Origin of the sequence: Paenibacillus filicis, assembly GCF_038070315.1 — a bacterium.
GTDB classification, from domain to species: Bacteria; Bacillota; Bacilli; order Paenibacillales; family NBRC-103111; genus Paenibacillus_G; species Paenibacillus_G filicis.
In genome coordinates this window covers 166,813-184,792 of record NZ_JBBPCC010000002.1, presented here as the reverse complement: position 1 = coordinate 184,792, position 17,980 = coordinate 166,813, and the positions used below count along the sequence as shown (strand labels likewise).

Annotated in this window: 14 protein-coding genes and 1 pseudogene; 10 read left to right on the top strand and 5 right to left on the bottom strand. The window is 53.8% G+C overall.

The window, feature by feature from the left end:
* Positions 1–6: 6 nt before the first annotated feature.
* The 4 genes from WMW72_RS04670 to WMW72_RS04655 all read left to right on the top strand — a co-directional run bounded on the left by WMW72_RS04670 (position 7) and on the right by WMW72_RS04655 (position 7,181).
* Complete coding sequence (locus tag WMW72_RS04670) at positions 7–1,080, top strand: sialidase family protein (protein WP_341414258.1); 1,074 nt, start codon at positions 7–9, stop codon at positions 1,078–1,080.
* Positions 1,081–1,109: 29 nt separating this feature from the next.
* A complete protein-coding gene (locus WMW72_RS04665) occupies positions 1,110–3,455 on the top strand; it encodes a helix-turn-helix domain-containing protein (RefSeq protein ID WP_341414257.1) in 2,346 nt (781 codons plus the stop codon).
* An 88-nt stretch (positions 3,456–3,543) separates the two neighbouring features.
* Positions 3,544–6,528, top strand: a complete 2,985-nt coding sequence (locus tag WMW72_RS04660; protein WP_341414256.1) for an S-layer homology domain-containing protein — start codon at positions 3,544–3,546, stop codon at positions 6,526–6,528.
* A gap of 20 nt (positions 6,529–6,548) precedes the next feature.
* Positions 6,549–7,181, top strand: coding sequence for a bifunctional 4-hydroxy-2-oxoglutarate aldolase/2-dehydro-3-deoxy-phosphogluconate aldolase (locus WMW72_RS04655; protein ID WP_341414255.1), 633 nt, complete (start codon positions 6,549–6,551; stop codon positions 7,179–7,181).
* A gap of 204 nt (positions 7,182–7,385) precedes the next feature.
* Here the strand turns inward: WMW72_RS04655 and WMW72_RS04650 are convergent, their stop codons facing one another.
* The 5 genes and pseudogenes from WMW72_RS04650 to WMW72_RS04630 all read right to left on the bottom strand — a co-directional run bounded on the left by WMW72_RS04650 (position 7,386) and on the right by WMW72_RS04630 (position 13,073).
* On the bottom strand, positions 7,386–8,477 hold the full coding sequence (locus tag WMW72_RS04650; protein WP_341414254.1) for a GerAB/ArcD/ProY family transporter: 1,092 nt from the start codon (positions 8,475–8,477) through the stop codon (positions 7,386–7,388).
* 22 nt (positions 8,478–8,499) lie between these two features.
* Entirely contained in the window at positions 8,500–9,696 is a 1,197-nt protein-coding gene (locus WMW72_RS04645; RefSeq protein ID WP_341414253.1) for a Ger(x)C family spore germination protein, read from the bottom strand.
* 13 nt (positions 9,697–9,709) lie between these two features.
* Positions 9,710–11,278 carry a spore germination protein gene (locus WMW72_RS04640; protein ID WP_341414252.1) on the bottom strand — a complete coding sequence of 523 codons (1,569 nt, stop codon included), beginning with the start codon at positions 11,276–11,278 and terminating at the stop codon, positions 9,710–9,712.
* Positions 11,279–11,481: 203 nt separating this feature from the next.
* Positions 11,482–12,190, bottom strand: a pseudogene (locus WMW72_RS04635) (carbohydrate ABC transporter permease); the annotation flags it as partial.
* Between the two features lie 163 nt (positions 12,191–12,353).
* Positions 12,354–13,073, bottom strand: a complete 720-nt coding sequence (locus WMW72_RS04630) for a DUF6199 family natural product biosynthesis protein (protein ID WP_341414251.1) — start codon at positions 13,071–13,073, stop codon at positions 12,354–12,356.
* A gap of 148 nt (positions 13,074–13,221) precedes the next feature.
* Here WMW72_RS04630 and WMW72_RS04625 point away from each other — a divergent pair, with 148 nt between their 5' ends.
* The 6 genes from WMW72_RS04625 (at position 13,222) to WMW72_RS04600 (ending at position 17,939) form a co-directional block, all read left to right on the top strand.
* Entirely contained in the window at positions 13,222–13,866 is a 645-nt protein-coding gene (locus WMW72_RS04625; RefSeq protein WP_341414250.1) for a TetR/AcrR family transcriptional regulator, read from the top strand.
* Positions 13,867–13,973: 107 nt separating this feature from the next.
* Positions 13,974–15,254, top strand: a complete 1,281-nt coding sequence (locus WMW72_RS04620; protein ID WP_341414249.1) for an MFS transporter — start codon at positions 13,974–13,976, stop codon at positions 15,252–15,254.
* A gap of 126 nt (positions 15,255–15,380) precedes the next feature.
* The gene (locus tag WMW72_RS04615) at positions 15,381–15,854 is read left to right on the top strand and encodes a small multi-drug export protein (protein WP_341414248.1); all 474 of its coding nucleotides are present in this window, start codon (positions 15,381–15,383) and stop codon (positions 15,852–15,854) included.
* A gap of 14 nt (positions 15,855–15,868) precedes the next feature.
* Positions 15,869–16,618, top strand: a complete 750-nt coding sequence (locus WMW72_RS04610; protein ID WP_341414247.1) for a hypothetical protein — start codon at positions 15,869–15,871, stop codon at positions 16,616–16,618.
* A gap of 121 nt (positions 16,619–16,739) precedes the next feature.
* Entirely contained in the window at positions 16,740–17,039 is a 300-nt protein-coding gene (locus tag WMW72_RS04605) for a GntR family transcriptional regulator (RefSeq protein ID WP_423227513.1), read from the top strand.
* Between the two features lie 3 nt (positions 17,040–17,042).
* The gene (locus tag WMW72_RS04600) at positions 17,043–17,939 is read left to right on the top strand and encodes an ATP-binding cassette domain-containing protein (protein ID WP_341414246.1); all 897 of its coding nucleotides are present in this window, start codon (positions 17,043–17,045) and stop codon (positions 17,937–17,939) included.
* Positions 17,940–17,980 lie beyond the last annotated feature (41 nt).

The following is a 17,980-nucleotide window of genomic DNA, read 5'->3' as shown; positions in this document are numbered from 1 at the left end:
AGTTCGATGAGACCCGATTATGATCTGGCGCTGGAGGCTGCGGCGATTCAGCGGGTGACCGGGGATACCTACTCGGTTCGCCAGTGGCAAGGCATCCCTGGTGTGGAGTGCTCGCCCGATGGCACGTTATGGGCGGCTTTCTACAGCGGAGGCCGAGGGGAGGGCGTGGATAATTACGTTGCGCTCGTCCGGAGCGGGGACCGGGGACGTACCTGGTCCGATCTGCAGTACGTGATTGATCCTCCGGGGCAGGTGAGAGCCTTTGACCCGTGTCTGTGGAGCGACCCCGCCGGCCGCCTGTGGGTATTCTGGTCCCAAAGCTTCAGCTGGTACGACGGACGCTGCGGGGTATGGGCATCGGTCTGCACCGATCCAGACGCCGCCGCAACGGAGTGGTCTAGTCCTAGACGCATCGCGGATGGTATTATGATGAATAAACCGACCGTACTGAACAATGGGGAGTGGCTGCTTCCCATCGCGGTGTGGGTCTGCCACGATTCGCCTCTGAACGAGCTGCCGGAGCTAACCTTCTCCAATGTGTACGTCTCGGCGGACCAGGGGGAAACCTTCGGACTGAGGGGATCGGCAGACATCCCGAACCGTCACTTTGATGAGCATATGCTTGTCGAGCGGGGGGACGGCAGCTTGTGGATGCTGGTGCGAACCTTCTACGGCATCGGGGAGAGCGTCTCTCTGGACGGCGGACGCACCTGGTCCCCAGGCAAGCCGACGACGCTGGGCGGTCCCAGCTCCCGCTTCTTCATCCGCCGTCTGCACTCTGGGCGTCTGCTGCTGGTCAATCATTACGGATTCAAGGGCAGAAGCCATCTGACGGCAATGCTGTCCGAGGACGACGGCCTCAGCTGGCAGGGCGGGCTGATCCTGGATGAGCGAGCGGATGTCTCGTATCCGGACGGCGTTCAGGACAACGACGGGCAGATCTACGTGATCTATGACCGGGAGCGGGACAAAGCCAAGGAAATTCTGCTGGCCGTGTTCACGGAAGAGGATATCCGGGCAGGGACCTGCGTGTCAAAGGGCGCTGCGTTGAAGCAAATCGTAAATAAGGCTCGCAACTAAACGGGGCTCATAAAGGGGAAAGACGACAGATGAACATAGGCAGAAAAAAGAGAACACGACAGGTTTCACGGCTGATGACTTACTTTTTCTCCTTTTTGTTCCTCGTCGTCTTTCTGCTGGCTTCGATCGGAGGCTTCGTGTATACGAAGTTTTTCGATACGCTGACGGGCATTGTCGAGCAATCCAATATCACCTCCTTGAAGCAAATCCGCGATCAGATCGATCAGCGGTTTAATGAGCTGCGGCAAATGTCGCTGCAAATCTCCAGCAACAACAAGCTGATGCGGTATACGTTCTCCGAAGGGGGCTACGAGGCAAAGCAGGGTGTGCAGGAGCTCAGGTCCTACGGCTCTACGCATTCCTATCTGCTGGATATCGGCCTGTACTTCAACGGGCTGGAGGAGAACAAGATCTATGCGGCCAGCGGGATCTACGATCTGGATACATTCTTGGAGAAGGTGTATCCGTTCGCAAGTCTGAACCATGATGATTTCGAGAAGCTGGCCGCCGGCTTGAAGGAGCCGTATTTCCTGCCGGTCCAGTCGATTAATATGCATGGAGCCAATAACCTGGATGCGGCCGTCTACATGGTTCCTCTGCCAGGCAATGGGGTGAGGCCGACACAAGTGATTCTGTATGTGATCAACGGGGCCGAGATGAAGCGGGCCATCGGCGGCGGGATCAAGGAGTTTGAAGGCGAGGCCTTTATCTTGGATCAAGAAGGCCGGATGATCGTATCGGCTTCCAGCCGGGAGAGCGGGGATGGCAAGGGGCAGGACCCTGCCAGACTGCTTCCCTGGCTGCCCAAGGAACGAAGCGAATCCTCCGTCATCAGTCTGAACTTGCCGGAAGGTCCGCATTCGGCGGTGCAGCTCCAATCCGGATTCATGCCCTGGTCCTATTATGTGGTGGTGCCGACGGGCCAGTTCTTCAATGTCGTCCGGCAAACACAGACCTTGTTCTACATGATCGTAGCTTCGGTGCTGCTGCTCGGGATCGGCTTGTCACTGTTCCTGGCCCGGCGCCAATACAAACCGATCAAGCGGCTATTGGATTCAGTCCGGGAAAATCCTTCTTCAGAGGCCCACCGGCAGCATAATGAGCTCGATTGGCTCAGCGAAGCCTTCGAGCATATGAATCTGGAGAATAACGACCTGCGGTCGCATCTGAGGACCAAGTCGGCTGCCTTGAAGGAGAAGGTGCTGACGGATCTGATCAAGGGGAAGGTGGGCTCCCGCGCGGAGCTGGACGAATGGTCGAGTGAAGCGGGCATGCACCTTGCCTATGACCGATTTGCCGTATTGCTGATTCAAATCGATGATTACCGTCACTTTGAAAAGACCAACACCCCGATTATCCAGAACGTACTGAAATACAGCATTATGAACGTAGCGGAAGAAATCTCGATGGAGCTGGGTCATGGCTATGGCATCGATCTGACGGAGAACCGGGGCGTTGCTCTGCTGGCAGGTATCCAGGCCGGGGATCAGGCAGAGGGCGAGGCCAGGATTCAAGCGGCAGCGGAGAAGATCCGCGATTTCTTCGAGCGGCTGTTTCCTTTTACCGTGACCATCGGCATCAGCGAGCTGTTTCCTCAGGTACTCGATATGCCGGTTTATTACCGGCAGGCGGTGCAAACCTCCCAGCGCAGGTTCCTGGAGGGGCATAATACGGTCCTCGTGTATCAGGAAGCAGCCGACGAGGCAGGCTCCCTGTATGAGCATCTGGACGAGGCCGCATCCAATCTGATCAAGGCGATCAAGCTGGGAGACCGGGAGCTGGCAGGCGCGGTAATAGCGGATGAGATCGGCGAGATCCGAGGCGGCGAGCTGATGCCCGGAGCGGCGCAGGCGCTATGCCAAGGACTGACGATGGCGGTGTTCAAGCTGGCCAAGGAGCTGTCCCGGGAAGAGCAGGACAGCAGTTCCGAAGAGGCATTGAAGGCATCCGCTTTCGAAACGCTGGATGAGTTCGAACGCGTCTTTGTCCGTTACTGTATGCGGTTCGCCGATGAGATGGGCGGCAAGAAGGAAAGCCGGAATTTTGAACTGCGCGATAAAATCGTGGACTACGTGTCGCAGCACTACGGAGACGTAACCCTGAACTCCAACAAGCTGGCCGATACCTTCGGTGTATCTCCTTCTTACTTGTCGCGGTTTTTCAAAAACCAGACGGGGACGACGCTCAGCGATTATGTCGAGGAGACCCGGATGAACCAGGCCAAGGAGATGCTGCAAGCCCAGTCCGTAACGGTCAAGGAAGTAGCGGAGCGTGTCGGGTATACCGACCAGTCCCACTTTATCCGCAAGTTCAAGAAGAGAGAAGGCGTCACGCCTCATCAGTATAAGATGTTGTTCTCCGATTCGAAAGAGTAGCGGTTATGCGCCTGCTGCTCTTGACCACCACAACAAAATGAAAGCGTTCTATTCATTTGCATTCACCACCCAATCAGGAGGATGAAGAATGAAATATGGCGTAAAACAGATGTCTTTACTGTTGGTGTTCGCGTTATTGTTCAGCTTGATCAGCGGAGTACCCTCCCGTGTATCCGCGCAAGGCTCCGGAAATTCGGATATCGATCAGCTGCCGGGCTCGTGGCCTGTTGTCTTCGAGGATACGTTCGCCACGCCGACTTCGCGATGGGATGCTCCTCCAGGCAGCTATATGAACTACCAGTATGAGAATGGCCGCTTTGTCGCCAAGGATGCCAATTCGAACTCCAGAGCCAGGATCAAAGGGAAATCATGGGCGAAGTTTCTGTTAACGTTCAACGTGGTCATTCCCGATGTATCGGCCGCCGGAGCTTTCTTGCGTGTGGATCTGGGGGACACCCAGAGCAGCAATTACGATTCTCTGCTGATCAAGAAGAATAAAGTATCGCTCTACAAGTCGGGTGTCGTCGGTGAAACCAAGCTGGCCGACTATACACTGGACTCAAGCGTACAGTATGACTTCAAGGTACTGGTTCAAGGGAACTCGGTCGCGGTTCAAGTCAAGAAGCAGACGGAGAGCGCCTATCAAACCCTGGGCACGTATACCGGCTTATTTCAGGCGGTGAAACGAACGGTCTCCTTCGGTCATAACCTGCTGAAGCCCAGCCTCGATGACGTGAGGGTCTACGCACTTGCAGCCGATAATCCGTATACAGGTCCTGTGCTAACCAGTCTGCAATTCTACAAGACTGCGATGAGCCTGAAGGTCGGGGATACGGAAAATCTGAGGGTGATCTACGAACCCAAGCAGGTCGAATTGGACGATGACAGCCTCATATGGAGCAGCAGTAACGAGCAAGTGGCAAAGTTAACGGGCAGCGCAGCCAAAGCGAGGGCTGTTACAGCCGTATCGCCGGGGACAGCCGTGATCCAGGCGGTTACGCCGGATAACAACCTCATCGTCACGAGTCAAGTCACGGTAACGCCAGCCCCGCCTCTGGAACATGATAGCGCCGAATTTGCATGGAATGGTCCCAAACAGAAGATTCCCGCTGACCTGTACGGTGTGAACTATCAGAAGCTGAACGATCTCGGCAGGGTCCGTACCTGGTACAGCAAGCGGGACATTACGCTGATGAAGGAACTAGGGGTGTCCCTGCTCCGGGTTCCTGACGGAACGGCGGCCAATTACTACCGTTATAAGGAAGGCTCGCTGATCAACGCCAATGATCCGCGGTATCCGAATCACAAAACCGGGTTCGAATACACCTCGGTCAACGGGATCAATAACGGTTTGCCTGGGATTTTCCTGGAGGATATCTATAGGGCTCCCAACGAGCTTCAGCGGCCAAGCACCTTTGTGCTCAACGTTGCCTACCAGAGCATCGATGAGATCAAGGAACAGGTTGCGGAGATCAAACGTCTGTCCCAGCAGCCGATCCGTATCGAGATGGGGAATGAGTTCTATCTGAATCACTATGGAACCGAATTTCCGTCGGTCACCAATTATGTCTACAAAGCCCGCCAGGTCTACCAGGCGATCAAGCAGATCGATCCGGCGATTAAAGTGGGGATCGTTATTCTGGATAAGTGGCAGGAGACGATCATCGTTGGCAACCCCGCTGCGCATCAGCCCAATGACCCGCTGGATTTGCCGGATACCTCCAATAACCGGTACCTGAGATGGGAAGAGTGGAACCGGACGATCGCAGCCAATCCCGATATCTACGATGCGGTCGTTCCTCATGAATACACGGGTGTTCATTCCATCGATGATCTGACTCAGCATACATTCATGGACTTTCTGGCCGTAAATAACGAAAACCGGTATCAGCTGATCAAAGAACAGGCGCTGCAGTTCCCGGGCAAGGAGTTCTGGATTACGGAATATGGCGGCATCAGCGGACTGATTTTCGGCGGGGAAACGAATCTCACCGAAAAAGGAAGAATCCACTTGGGCAAAACACCGGCGTACGCGATGCACTACATGGAAAGATTCTTGAACTTTATCAAATCCGGGAATGTGCAGGTGTCGGCCTATCATTGTCTAATCGACAATCAGTTCTTCGGTATCATCCAAGACCGGTTCGATACCACCAACAAAGCAGGCATGGTTGCGCTCCCACCGTATTACATCTTCCGGGAACTCGGGAAATTGCTGCAGGAGCATGACTATTACTACGATATGAACATGACAAGCGGCGGCTTCCGGATGATGAATAATGCAACGCCTGCCGATTATGTGTACGGCAAGGATCTAAGAGTTGACGATGTAGGAGCCTGGGGGTTAGGTGATGAAAACGGGGCCCGTGCGGTCGTCTTCAACAACCGGACGAATAAGGAAATCCAGGTTTCGATCCCGAACCAGCAGATGATGCCGGTCTGGCAATACGGAGGCGATCCGGTTCCAGATTTTCTGGTCAATGATTATACGATCTGGAGACAAGAGCCCAAGACCAATCCGCTTCCGGTCGTTCCCGTGGATGGGTTCTCCGCACAGGTTACGTTAAAGCCCTATACGATGATGGTCGTCAAGCTGCAGGGCAAGACCTTCAGCGATGTAGGCGCCACGCACTGGGCGAAGGTGTATATCGACTCCTTGGCTTCCAAGGGGATTGCGGCTGCCAAGCAAGCTGGGAATTACTTGCCGGAGGAGCCGGTGAGCAGAGCGGATTTCACCGTGATGCTGGACAAAGCGCTTCAAATTTCCCATGACTACTCGGATGCTCCGGCCGTCTTCCAGGATGTGTACGAAACCCATCCGGCTCACGGGGCCATAACGGCGATCGCAGGGAAAGGGATCGTGCTGGGCGATCAGACCGGACAATTCCATCCCAATCAGCCGATTACCAAGCCGGATTTGATGGCGATGACGGAAAGAGCGGCTGCTGTGCTGGGGAAAGACGCCAATCAGCTGCTATCTTATTACAGCTTTGGCGGCACTAATTCGCTATCTGCCCATGCGACACGTGCGGAAGCTGCGAGGATGATTTACGCCTTGCTGGCAATCTATTGAAACGAAGGAGCGAACGAACATTGGGTACATTATCCGCCATTCTGGACAGCAAGCTCATAGCCATCATTCGGGGGGCGAAGCCGGAAGATGTCTTGGGGATCGCCAAAGCCCTGCATACAGGCGGAGTAAACGTGCTTGAAATCACGATGAACTCGGCGAAAGCCTTATCTGTCATTGAAGAAGTATCCCACGAGCTGCGGGGGCAAGTGCTAGTAGGCGCCGGCACCGTGCTGGATGCAGAAACAGCCGGTGCTGCGGTCTCGGCCGGTGCTGCATTTATCTTATCTCCCAACCTGGATCCGGGTACGATCCGAATGACTAAAAGCTGCGGAGCCATCAGCATTCCCGCGGCCTTCACACCTACGGAGATCGTCTCCGCCTACAAGCATGGCGGTGACCTGATCAAAGTATTCCCGGCCACCTTGGGCCCAAGCTTCATCAAGGATATACGGGCTCCGCTCCCGCATATCCCGCTGCTCCCGACGGGCGGTGTAGATCTGAGCAATATCCGGGAGTTTATGAGAGCGGGCGCTGTTGGCTGCGGGATCGGCAGCGCTCTGGTGAATACCTCACTTGAGGTGACGGATGAGTACTTGGCCGGGCTGACGGAGAAAGCCAGACAATTCGTAGGCGCACTCCAGGCTGGGGGCTAAAGCCTGTAGCCTGTATAGCGAGTAGAGTTCCGGCGGACGATAGGATGTTCGCCGGATTCCTGTCTGTCTAGGGGCTCCAACAGCGCTATTTCCTCCTGTACCAGGAAAGCAGCGATAGCAGCATCGCAAGCCCCACAAAGGTAACCGATAGGACCCAAGGGTGCTTGATTATCACATGAGATTGCCACGGCCATAAGTATTCTTTCATGACGGGACCCCCTTCTGCTTGATCCAAGTCACCATAAGCAGAATGCCCGGAATGACGAGAAACAGCGGAATCCACAGATAATAAGGGAGCAGCTTGACTCCGACAAAAATATGATCCGACACATTTTGGGCCATATGGCTGCCAATCCATAACGTAATGGCCGATACGCACAGTATCGGAATACGGGTATTGGAGGTATTCAATAATTTCTGGATGCACAGCACCGAGGTCGTCATGTGCAGAGTGAGCTTCAAGAAGATGGTGATCATAAAGTACATCACGCCGAGCGCATCGAGATTATCCAGAAAATCGCTGACGCTTAGCTGCTTGAGCAGCACCAATAAGGGATAGATATTCCGTTGGAAAATACCTTCGCCGAGTACCATAATAGCGAACATATCGAATACCGAGATGGTCAGGCCCGAGGCCAATACGGCCCATACATTGATGCGGAGCAGTTGGCCGGGTTTTTTCAAAAAGGTCCACAGCATGGCGAATTCGATGCTCTCGCCGAAGGTTTGCAGGATGCCGAAGGGCCAGACGGCTTTCCAGACCCGCGTCCAGCCCTCCCCGAGCATCGGCTGAAGATTGGACCAGTTCACATTCCTGGAGCTCAGCAGCAAGACGATCTCTAGAACAAAGAAGAAGAACACGAGCGGCAGAAATAGGCTGGCAAGCCGGAAAATCACCTCCACACCACTGAATAGCGCGTAGGTAATCACGAGTATTAAAGCGCCGAGAATGATCCAGCTAGGGGTCCCCGGAAGCAAGGTCAGCGGGATGAGCTCCTGGAGGTCGCTGACACCTCGGCCCGCATCATAAATAAAAAGCAACGGGTACAGCCAGGCAATGGGAAGGCCTAACCACGGACCCAGTTGCTTGGGAAACCACTCCACAAGGGTTAAACCTGGCATCATGCGAGAGATGGCCGTATAGCCCATGATGACCACCAACCCGAGGAAGGAGGAGAGCAGCATCGCAAGCCATGCATCGCGTCCAGCCTCTGCGGCGAAGCCGAAGATAACCGTGGTTCCAAGCTGGAACAGTACCGTAGCTGCAAAAAGCTGATACCCTGAAACTCTGCTCATGCGATTCCTTCCTTTCCCCCCGTTAGTCCACCGTGATGGGCTTTCCTACTAAGCCAACTTGTCTGACAATAAGATGAGGCGTAATTCGGATGTCCAGGTCAGGGAATTGTTCGTCCCATCTATGGGCATACGTAGTTCTCCATTCCTTGGGGAGGTGACGGTATACATGGCGTCCGAATCCTAAGATATCCGTTTGAAGCTGATGCTGCGCCTTGTCGCAGATAAGTCTGATTCTCTCCCGGATATCGTCTGCAACCAAGCCGTGTACGTAGTTCACGTCGGAGGGTTTGCTTAGATCCAGCTCGGAGCTGTTCTCGAAAATGAGAACATCCGCGTAAGCATCTACCTGCATCATGATCTGGTTATTCGCAATGTGCGGCTTGATACTTGTACTTGTATGTTGAATCTGCGAGCTGATTTTGCCTCCGCCCTTGTCTTTAGGAACCTCGATCGTGGTAACCGCTTCATTCATTTGGCCTTTCAACCAAAGAACGCCTCTCGTTTCCTTCTCGTTGAGCCAGCCAATCAGCTTATCCTTCTTGAAAATAGCGGCCCCCTTAAGGGCCAGGCCTTCTGTATCTGCATTGGGGGTCGAGCGGTTCTTACTGCCTACCTCCGCCTGTGTCAATTCGACCTGAGCAGCGATCGGACAATCGCCATCCGACATCAGCATATCAATAAAATTCAGCACCCTGGTGCTCAGGCTGATTTGGGATTTGGCTTCTTCTCTTATAATTTCGGAAGAAAGCTTCTCAAATTTAGGCATAAATTTGAGAATATCTACGGCTTTGCCTTGGGTGAACAAAAGATGACTACGGATCTGCGATTGCTTGTACCGTTCGAAGAAATCCAATACAGGTAAAATACCGCTGCGTGCGAGCTTCTCTCCGATCACAATTACCTTGCTGTGATAAAAAACGATTTTTCGAGGGAGCTTTTGTTGGATAAACCTATAGGCTTCCATAATTGTATTTCCTTCCGCCGATACAATCCATCCCGCCGTCGTTTCCAGCTTTTCGCCGCTCGTCTGATTGGTAACTCCAAGCATTCTTGGGATAGCAAGCTCCAAGGAAAGCAACAGTTTTCCTTTATCCGTCTGGTCCAGTCCCACTGCAGTGACAATCCCGACGTCATTGACCTCCATCTTGCTCCAGCAGCCGGTGAGAAGCGAAAGAAGCAGACAGCATGTTAGGAGTAGGAGCAGGGGTCTGGTCTTCATGTTCTTCCACCTCTTAATCCTGTTGTTCTGGGGGCTGAGGCTTCAAATGACGCCGCATCCGCTGCAGATTGCCTGGTTGGGCTTCATGGACGGGACGCTTGATCATATTCCACCAGGGAGCCCGGACGAGCGAATCCTTGAGACCGCTGAAGGAAAAGGGGGCCAGGGGCGCCAGGTAAGGCACGCCAAAGGAACGCAGCTTAAGCAGATGGATGCAAATGACCAGCAGCCCGAGAAAAATACCGTAGAGTCCCAGGTTGCCTGCGAGAAGCATGAGCGGAAAACGCAGCAGCCGTGCGGCAATTCCCAAGCTGTAGGTTGGAAATATAAAGGATGCGATGCCCGTGAACGAAACGATAATGACGAGCGTCGCCGAGACAATGCCGGCCTGGACGGCCGCCTGACCGATGACGAGGGCGCCCACGATGCTTACGGCTTGACCGACGGGGCGGGGCATCCGGATGCCGGCTTCCCGCAGCCCTTCGAAAGCCAGCTCCATCAGGAAAGCCTCGATAATAGCGGGGAAGGGGACAGCCTCCCGCGAAGCGGCGATGCTTAGCAGCAGATTGGTCGGGACCATCTCCTGGTGAAACGTCGTCACGGCGATGTAGATGGAGGGAAAGGTTAACGCAATAATCGCCAGCCAGTAGCGCAGCCAGCGCGTAGCCGTCGATATCATATACCGCTGATAATAATCCTCCGGCGACTGCAGCAATCCCATGAAGGTGATAGGCACGATAAGGGCGAATGGCGTATTATCGATCATAATCCCAATCTTGCCCTCCAGAATGGCCGCCGCTACACGGTCCGGGCGTTCTGTGCTGAGGGTTTGCGGAAAGACGGAGTAAGGATTGTCCTCGATCAATTCTTCAATATATCCGCTCTCAAGAACGGCATCGATCCGGATACGTCCGAGTCGTTCCCTTAGCTCGGTCAGCATGCTTTCCTCCACGATCCCGTCCACATATACCATGACGATATCGGTATTGGATATTTCCCCAATCTTGAGTGCCTCTATCTTAAGCTTGGAGCTTTGCAGCCTTCGGCGGATCATGCTCGTATTCGTCCGCAAATTCTCGGTAAAGCCCTCCCGCGGACCGCGAATAACCGGTTCCGAGGGGGACTCTTCGACTGACCGTGATCCCTTTTTCCTGATGCTGATTAGCAAAGCATCTGTCGAGCCTTCTAGAATAAAGACAGTATCGCCGGATGCAATGGCTTCGGTTAGTTGCTTTAATTCCCCCTCAAGCTTGGTTTGAGAGGCGGAAATGATGTTTTTCTGAATGAAGTTCAGGACATTCCTGTCGTACTCATCGGAGGAGTATCCCTCATTCAACGGGCTGCCGCTCTTAAGTAAAGGCAATATGACATCTTCGTCAATGATCGAAGCATCGACTAATCCGTCTATAAAGATAATGAGGCCTTGATACATATCGCAGACGAGCAGCTCTTTGAACACGATGTCCGTGGACCGGTCGAAGGTCGTTTTGAAAAATTGAGCATCCGCCTCGAAGGCGCCGCTTAGTCTTGAACCGGAAGGCCCCTTCTGGATGGACGGACCCGTAGGGTGATTCTCATTCATAAGTTTTCCTCTACGCGGTTTGACTTGATACTTCTGGCTTATTATGCACGATTTGCATGGAATATAATCGGGTTGAGTAGAGGGAGGGGAAGCGGAGTCATAGAATCCATACCATCCATGCACAGTAAAAAGGAGCCCCGGGTGATTGATTCGGGGCTCCTCTTTACTGTGCATGGTAATGTGTATACATGACCCGTTCCCGTTTATTTGCCTCCGGTGAACGTAACGCCTTTGATGAAAAAGCGGTTGAACAGCGCATAGATCAGCAGCGCAGGGAGTGTGAATACCATGGAGGCTGCCATGATATAGTTCCAGTTGCTGATGTACTGACCCTTGAACGTATTCAGTCCGAGCGTCAGAGTGAACAGGTTCGCATCGGAGATGAACATGAGCGGCTTCAGGAACTCGTTCCACGCGCCCATGAAGACGAAGATCGTCTGCGCCGCGAGGGCAAGGCAGAGCCAGCGGGAGGGCGATTCGGAAGAAGATGCCGAACCGGTTCAAGCCGTCAATCTGGGCTGCTTCCTCTAGCTCCTTCGGAAAGCCGACGAAAAACTGCCGCATCATAAAGATAAAGGTGGCATTAGCCATCATAGGCAGTGTCAACGAACCATACGTATTGAGCAAGTTCAGATTCTTGATGATCAGATAGGCAGGCACGATCGTGAGCTGCGCCGGGATCATTTGAACGGCCAGAATAAGCAGGAACATGACTTTATTGCCTGGAAACTCGATACGCGCCAGCGAGTAGCCTGCCATCGAGTTGAACAAGATGTTGCAGACTGTCACCGTGACAGCCACGATAGCGCTGTTCAGCATCCACCGCGTAAACAGCGGTTCCTTGACGAAGATATCGTAATAATTTTGCAAGGTGAAGTTTTTCGGAATGAAATTGATGCTTCCGGAGACGATTCATATTGTGCTGAGCACGGAGCTGGTTAAGCGCGAGAGTGTCCGCGTGTGGAAGGAAGAGGAGAACGCATAAAGCAGAGGAGAGGGAAAGAAAGCTGCTTCTTGCCTGCGAGCCGCAAGCATCCGCCGGACGGACCTTGCGGCTCTTCTTCCAGTCCCCGTTCTACAGCGAGGATAGCATGAGCACAACAGCACCGATCATGGTGAGCACTCCGGTTATCTTACACATGAGGTAGTAAAAGTCACTAGGTTCAGGGTCATTCACCCAAACCCAGCGCAGGGAGATAAGGAACAGGAAGTTCTGGAATTTGAGATACCGGTAACCGCACCATCCGTAGATCAGCAAGAGGAAGGCAAGGACAAACAGGACAGGATTGCCGGGATGATCATGGTATTCGGGGTAGGCTGCGATCACCAGCGAACTGGGAAAGTAATCCAGATCCCCGAGAGACCGGAATCTTTGATTGTTGCTGTACATAGCGAGTTCCGATACCCAGCCCTGGTTCTCATCGTAGCTCAGGAAAGAACCGGATTGCTCATAGACCTTGTAAGTTTGCTTGTCAGGATAAGTCACCAAGAAAGTAGTCTCGCGGCCGGTGCTTGTATCCCTGTAAACGGAGTACCTTTGTTCGTTAATGATCACATCCCGGTTGGGATCATGGATCTGCACGTAGATGGGCGGAGCTGCCGCACTTCGATAATTCACCTGACCCTCTTGTATCTCCGCCTGCCGGTAGGTATGATCGTTCATATCAAATACGGATTGCGAGAAATGTGATTTGGCCAAAATAGCGATGACAACGATCGAGATGACTACGCCTAACCGGATAAGAATCAGAGATGCCCGATTTCGCTTGGAAGCGGATGCATTCGGCATCATCATAGAAAATTCCTCCGTACCGTGTTCCTGGTAAATGCACTGTATCTTGGTAGTACGCTGGAAGGAAACAAAAGTTGCATGCTTGCGGCGGCTTGGCATATAATAAACATAAACCGACCGACCGCCAGTCTACGAAAACAGGAGACGAACCATGAGAGTGATCAAAGACCCCGATGAGCGCAAAAGCGAAATTCTGGATACGGCTGAAGCGCTCTTTACCACTAAAGGCTATTCCAAAACGACTATCCTGGATATTTTGAATGCAATAGGCATTGCGAAAGGCACCTTTTACTACCACTTTAAGTCCAAAGAAGAAGTGATGGACGCCATCATCAAGCGGATTGTGGATGCGGATGTAGCCGCGGCAAGAAGCATTGCCGCAAATCCCGACATTCCTGTACGCGACAAGCTGTTCCGGATTCTCATGGCCCAGATGCCGGTAGCAGGCGGCAGCAAAGCCAAGCTGCTGGAGCAATTCCATCAGCCGAGCAATGCCGAGATGCACCAGAAGAGTCTGGCCCAGGCGATTCTTCATCTAACCCCTGTGTTGGCCGATGTGATCAAGCAGGGAATCAGAGAGAACATCTTCGCCACCGACTACCCGCGGGAGACGGTGGAGTTTCTGGTTGCTGGCGCTCAAGTCATCTTCGATAAAGGGCTGTTTCATTGGGAGCCTCATGAAGAGCTGCAAAAAGCGAGAGCGTTTATCCATATGACGGAAACGACGCTCGGTGCCGGCAAGGGCAGCTTCGATCCTATTCTCGATCTATTGACAGGAGGGCCAGTTGAAGGCTGATCGCGATATGTAAACTCTCTCTTTCATAGCTACAGGGCGAAAAGGGAGTTTTTTAATCTAATATAGACCGACGGTCAGTCTACGGAATATGAAAGGGGTTTTGTCGGATGCTATCGAACAGCAAGCCTGCGCGGAAAGATTTTAGTCTGTTGGTGCTCGGGCAGGTCGTGTCCGTACTCGGATCGTCTCTGCTGAGATTTGCCCTGTCTTTGTATGCACTGGACTTGACGGGCCGGGCCGATATCTATGCGACCTTATTTGCCGTCTCCAGTATTCCTCTACTGTTGTCACCGCTGGGCGGAGCGATCGCCGACAGGTTCAACCGCCGCAATCTGATGGTGATCTATGATCTGGCGAGCAGTGCTGTCGTGGGCGGCTTGATGGTTCTGTTATGGGCCGGACAGTCATCGGTGATCCTGATCGGCGTGGTGATGGTGCTCCTCGGCCTGATCAGCGCCCTGTATTCGCCGGTTGTGATGGCCAGCATCCCGCTGCTGGTCCAGGAGAACAAGCTGGAGCAGGCCAATGGCATCGTGAGTGGGGTGCAGGCTTTGTCCGGTGTAGCGGCACCGGTCTTGGGAGGCATTCTCTATGGCGCTGTAGGGGTAGAAGCGCTGATCGGAATGAGCTGTATCGTCTTCTTCCTGTCTGCGATCATGGAGCTGTTTATTCGGATTCCGTTTGTCAGACGGGCTTCCGATGGGCATCTCGTACCCATGCTGGTGCAAGATCTGAGGGCCGGTTTTACCTACGTCGTCAGCCAGTCTTATATCCGAAAGTCAATGATTCTGGCGGCTTTACTCAACCTCTTACTAACCCCTCTGTTCGTAGTCGGCGGACCGATCATCTTACGGGTCACGATGCAAAGCAGCGACACGACGTATGGGCTCGGGATGGGTCTTATCGAGTTCGCTGCGATTGTGGGCGCATTATTGGCTGGGCTGTTTGCAGGCAGGATGAGGATGCATACCCTATACCGCTGGCTTCTTCTCATGGCGTTCTTGATCTTGCCGCTGGCGATCTCGACTACACCCATGATGCTGAGGATGGGCCATTATCCGTCTCTGGTTCTCTTTCTGCTGTGTGCCTCGCTGATCGCGTTGATGATGACGATCCTCTCCATATTCGTTATCAGCATCGTTCAGAAGCAAACACCCAATGAACAGCTCGGGAAAGTGATGGCCATGATTATGGCGGTATCACAATGCGCTGCGCCGGCGGGCCAGCTGATCTACGGCGTGTTGTTCGAAGCCTTCAGTGTCAGCGTCTACATCCCTGTATTGCTCGTAGGTGCCGCGATGCTCCTCATGTCAGTGATTACCCAGAGGATGCTGCATGGGGAGAAAGAGACGGCTCAGCAGCATGAGAACCGCGCGGCCCCTTTGTGATGCGCAGCTTTTTGTCTGTCTAAGCCTGAATATCCCCCAGTCCCGTGAATCTTGACAGGGACTTTTTTTTGATCTACTGTATATATACATATAAACAGTTATACACTTGAGAGGAGAGAGTTCATCATGTTAGTTGAATACTTACAAGAATGGTCTTATCTTGCGGTATTTATTTTGTCCGCGCTGCCTTCGCTGGAATCGGCGGTGATCGTCGTGCTTGGCGTAGCCTTCGGCTTGAATCCGATCGGCGTCACGATTGCCGCTTTGCTGGGGAATTGGCTCGTATTGATGCTGGTCGTCTTCGCCTTCGACCGCTTTCAGAAGTGGCTCGGCAAGCGTCGGGGAGCAGCCAAGCAGAGTGTGATGCGTGAGCGTGCCCACCGCATCTTCGTGCGCTACGGTCTTCCAGGTCTGGCTGTGGTGGCTCCGCTAGTCATCGGGACGGAGATCGCGGCGGCCTTTGCCATGTCGTTTAAGGCCCCCCGGGGTCCGGTGACTTTCTGGATGACGCTCGGCATGGTCGCATGGACAGTGGTCGCGGCTGTCGGGTCCTACTACGGCTTCGATGCAATCGGCTGGATTCGCAAGGATATGTTCTAGGGAGAGTGATGAATGTGCGTTATGCGTTACGCATGGCGTGGAGCGAGCTGCTTCATAAGCCGGTTGCTGTGTTGCTGACGGCATTGTTTTCCGGCTTCATGGGCTATGCTTGCGGCTTGTCGGCAGCGGTGTCTCTGGGGGGGAAGTTCCCTGGGTTTAATTCCGAGCGGATCTTTCATCTGGGCTTGTTTTATCCGGACTTCCTGCTGCTTGCCGTCCTGCCTGCGCTCGGAACGTTAACTTTTTCCAAGGAATATTGGTCCTGGACGATGTTTAACGACGAGCCTTTTCTGAAAAGACTGCAATTTTATCGGATGTGGGCGATACCGGTCAAGGTCATTGCTTGGAGCCGGATGCTGCATATGCTGCTTTGTTTGGGTGCCGCGCTCCTATGTTTTCTCAGCCTGTTTATCTGGGGCAGCTGGCCTGTGTTATCGAGTCAAATTTCGATCTTGGAGTACACGGCCTACCTCTTCGTCTGGGTCTGTTACGCGGTGGCGTTGAACGGAATCAATCCGTTTATGGAATTTGGAAGCAATGGAAAAATCGTGACGATAGCGAGCTTAGTGGCGCTGCCCGTCGTCTTTATCGTCATCAATGGGGCTCACTTGATGATGGGCATGCCGCTGTATGTCTGGCTGATGGACGTAGTTCGTGCCCACCTGTTCGGGTCGATAGCGGTTGCTTTAGCCGGAAGCTGCCTCGGACTGTGGCTGTTCCAGCAAGCTCTGGTTTACAAGTTGAGCAGACGGAATCTGCCATAGAGAGGGGGAGGCGGTCATTCAATTACCCATTCAATTATCCGAACATAGCCGGGAGCCTATTTATCATCAGATTGAGCAGCAGCTCGTTTCATTTATCGTTAGCGGCCGCCTTAAACCGGGGATGCCGCTGCCATCCATCCGATCACTCGCGAGCGACTTGAGCTGCAGCGTGATCACGGTGAACCGCGCTTATCAGAATTTGGAGCAGCGTCATTTTATCCAGACGATTCAGGGCAAAGGGACCTTCGTGGCCGATGTGAAGGCCGATGAGAAACAGCAGGTGGCGGACGCCAGCCTCCAACAAGCCTTCCGGACGGCGGTAGAGATGAGTTTCCGGCTGCAGAATGATCCGGAGAAGACGCGGGCCATGTTCGAGCAAGTGCTGGCCGAGGTGCTGCAGGAAAAGAGAAAGGAGACATGACCGATGAGCGGTGTTAGTCCTCTGCATATCGAACAATTGACTACGGAGGCCGGAGGCTTCCGGCTCGGCCCCGTCAATCTGAGGCTGGAGCCGGGTCTGATCTATGCGCTCGTAGGTCCCAACGGCTCGGGAAAAAGCATGCTGCTGAAATGCTGCATGAACCTGATCAAGACTTATACCGGGCACGTGAGCCTTTTTGGCTTATCGAGCGGCCGGGAGGAGCCGTCCGTCTGCGAGCGGGTGGCATTTTCCCCGGACCCGCTGGAGGGCTGCGAGCCCTTCACGCTGCTTCAGATGGAAAGCTTCATTGCCCCCTGGTATGCCGCTTGGGATCATCGCGATTTCCTGCGCAGGGCGGAGCAGTTCCGGCTTCCGCTCAAGAAGCGTTACGGACTGCTCTCCCAAGGTGAGCGGAAGAAGATCGCCCTGACGCTGGCCCTAAGCACCCGAGCTCCGCTCTTGCTGCTGGATGAGCCAACCGATGGTTTGGATATTGCAAGCCGCAGCCGCTTCAAGCAAATGCTCGTCGAGGATGCGGATACACTGGAGCGCACCATATTGCTGACGACCCATTCCGTGGAGGATATCCGGAAGTTGGCCGATTATATCGTACTGTTGAAGAACGGACAAATCGAGGGGCCTTATGAAAAGGACGCCTTGACCGAGTCCTGGCGCCGATTCTGGCTGAGCGGCGAGGCGCTGCCGGACATCGCCGGAATTCCCGGCGTTGTGGAATACAGTCAGTCGGCGTTCCCCCAGCTCGTGACGCGGGATGGGGCGGCGACGATGGCCTATCTGACCGGCCATGGTATCGAAATCACCAAGGATCAGCCGCTGTCACTGGATGAGCTGCTGGAGCGCCTGCTCCATGAGCAGACACCAATGGAATGGAAGGGATGAGTAAGCCGCATAACAGGATGCAGGTAGAATAGAAGCAAGCC

Bases quoted from the DNA above. Each gene is read 5' to 3' on its own strand.
- WMW72_RS04615 (WP_341414248.1), top strand. From the start codon at position 15,381: ATGTTAGTTGAATACTTACAAGAATGGTCTTATCTTGCGGTATTTATT.
- WMW72_RS04620 (WP_341414249.1), top strand. From the start codon at position 13,974: ATGCTATCGAACAGCAAGCCTGCGCGGAAAGATTTTAGTCTGTTGGTG.
- WMW72_RS04630 (WP_341414251.1), bottom strand. From the start codon at position 13,073: ATGATGATGCCGAATGCATCCGCTTCCAAGCGAAATCGGGCATCTCTG.
- WMW72_RS04600 (WP_341414246.1), top strand. From the start codon at position 17,043: ATGAGCGGTGTTAGTCCTCTGCATATCGAACAATTGACTACGGAGGCC.
- WMW72_RS04650 (WP_341414254.1), bottom strand. From the start codon at position 8,477: ATGAGCAGAGTTTCAGGGTATCAGCTTTTTGCAGCTACGGTACTGTTC.
- WMW72_RS04665 (WP_341414257.1), top strand. From the start codon at position 1,110: ATGAACATAGGCAGAAAAAAGAGAACACGACAGGTTTCACGGCTGATG.
- WMW72_RS04660 (WP_341414256.1), top strand. From the start codon at position 3,544: ATGAAATATGGCGTAAAACAGATGTCTTTACTGTTGGTGTTCGCGTTA.
- WMW72_RS04645 (WP_341414253.1), bottom strand. From the start codon at position 9,696: ATGAAGACCAGACCCCTGCTCCTACTCCTAACATGCTGTCTGCTTCTT.
- WMW72_RS04640 (WP_341414252.1), bottom strand. From the start codon at position 11,278: ATGAATGAGAATCACCCTACGGGTCCGTCCATCCAGAAGGGGCCTTCC.
- WMW72_RS04605 (WP_423227513.1), top strand. From the start codon at position 16,740: ATGCCGCTGCCATCCATCCGATCACTCGCGAGCGACTTGAGCTGCAGC.
- WMW72_RS04625 (WP_341414250.1), top strand. From the start codon at position 13,222: ATGAGAGTGATCAAAGACCCCGATGAGCGCAAAAGCGAAATTCTGGAT.
- WMW72_RS04670 (WP_341414258.1), top strand. From the start codon at position 7: ATGAGACCCGATTATGATCTGGCGCTGGAGGCTGCGGCGATTCAGCGG.